The sequence below is a fragment of the Sulfitobacter sp. HI0129 genome, from assembly GCF_001635395.1.
Lineage (GTDB): Bacteria > Pseudomonadota > Alphaproteobacteria > Rhodobacterales > Rhodobacteraceae > Sulfitobacter.
On sequence record NZ_LWGH01000631.1, the window covers coordinates 1 to 1202 of the forward strand.

The 1202-nt window shown below is 63.4% G+C and carries 2 protein-coding genes; both read right to left on the reverse strand.

The genetic code is table 11. The features are described from left to right. On the reverse strand, positions 1 to 857 hold an 857-nt coding region (locus A3764_RS16430), incomplete at its 3' end, for an SPFH domain-containing protein (protein WP_067951786.1). Positions 858 to 884: 27 nt separating this feature from the next. Continuing rightward, on the reverse strand, positions 885 to 1202 hold a 318-nt coding region (locus A3764_RS16435; protein ID WP_150122244.1), incomplete at its 5' end, for a DUF2927 domain-containing protein.

The window sequence follows — 1202 nt, forward strand, 5'->3', positions numbered from 1 at the left end:
CCCCAGGGGCCGGCCTGCGCTGCGGCGGCCTGTCCCATCTGCATGCCCAAGCCCGCGCCGAGCCCCGTCTGCATCGCCGCCGCACCGGCACCGTCGCGTCCCAAGGCCTCGGCGGCCTGATACTGCATGTAGCTCTCCAGATTGCCGATCACGCCCATGGAGGAGCGCTTGTCCATCACCGCTTCCACCGCCGCCGGAAGGGAGACGTTTTCGATATAAAGCTCCGGCATGGCGAGGCCGTATTCGGCGATCTGGGCCGCGATTTCGGAACCGACCAGCTGGCCCAGCTCACGGGTGTTGGCAGCCATGTCCAGCACCGGGATTTGCGCCCGGGCGATGGTGCGCGAAAACTCCTGCACGATGACGTTCCGGATCTGGTAGCTGATCTCGTCCATGGTGAATTCGCCATCGGTGCCGACGATCTCCGACAGGAAGCGGGCGGGGTCCGCGACCCGTACGGAATAGGTGCCGAAGGCGCGCAGGCGTACGGGGCCGAATTCGGGGTCGCGCACGATGATCGGGTTCTTGGTGCCCCATTTCAGATCGTTGAACCGCGTGGTGTTGACGAAATAGACCTCTGACTTGAAGGGGCTGCGGAAGCCATGGTCCCAATGCTGCAGCGTCGTCATCACCGGCATGTTGTTGGTTTCCAGCATGTAGAGACCGGGTGTGAAGACATCGGCGATCTGGCCTTCGTGCACGAAAACCGCGGCCTGACCTTCGCGCACGGTCAGCTTCGCGCCGTACTTGATGGCGTGACCTTCGCGCTCGAACCGCCAGACCATCGTGTCACGGGTATCGTCTGTCCAGTGAATGACGTCGATGAATTCACCCGAGAGGAAATCGAAAATGCCCATGGTCTTGTCCTTTGATGGCTGCGGGCCTCAGACGGGTCCGCCGGTCAGTTCCCGCGCGATGACCCGGGTGAAGGGGGCGGCCTCGATGGCGCTCATCCCGGGGCGCAGGCGCGGATCGTACAACATTTTCAACAGCAGTTCATCATGCCGGGTCAGCAGGGCAAACTCGTCATCATCGTTGAAGATCGAGGGGCGCGCGGCAGGGCTGTCGTTGGCCAGCCCCAGCCCCTGCGCCAGTTCTTCGTGAATACAGGAAAGCCGCAGAAGATCGGGGTTTTCCGTCCGGATCACCGCCACCGCCGCGGTATAGACGTTGGGATCCCCGCCCGAGGCATAGGCCGCGAC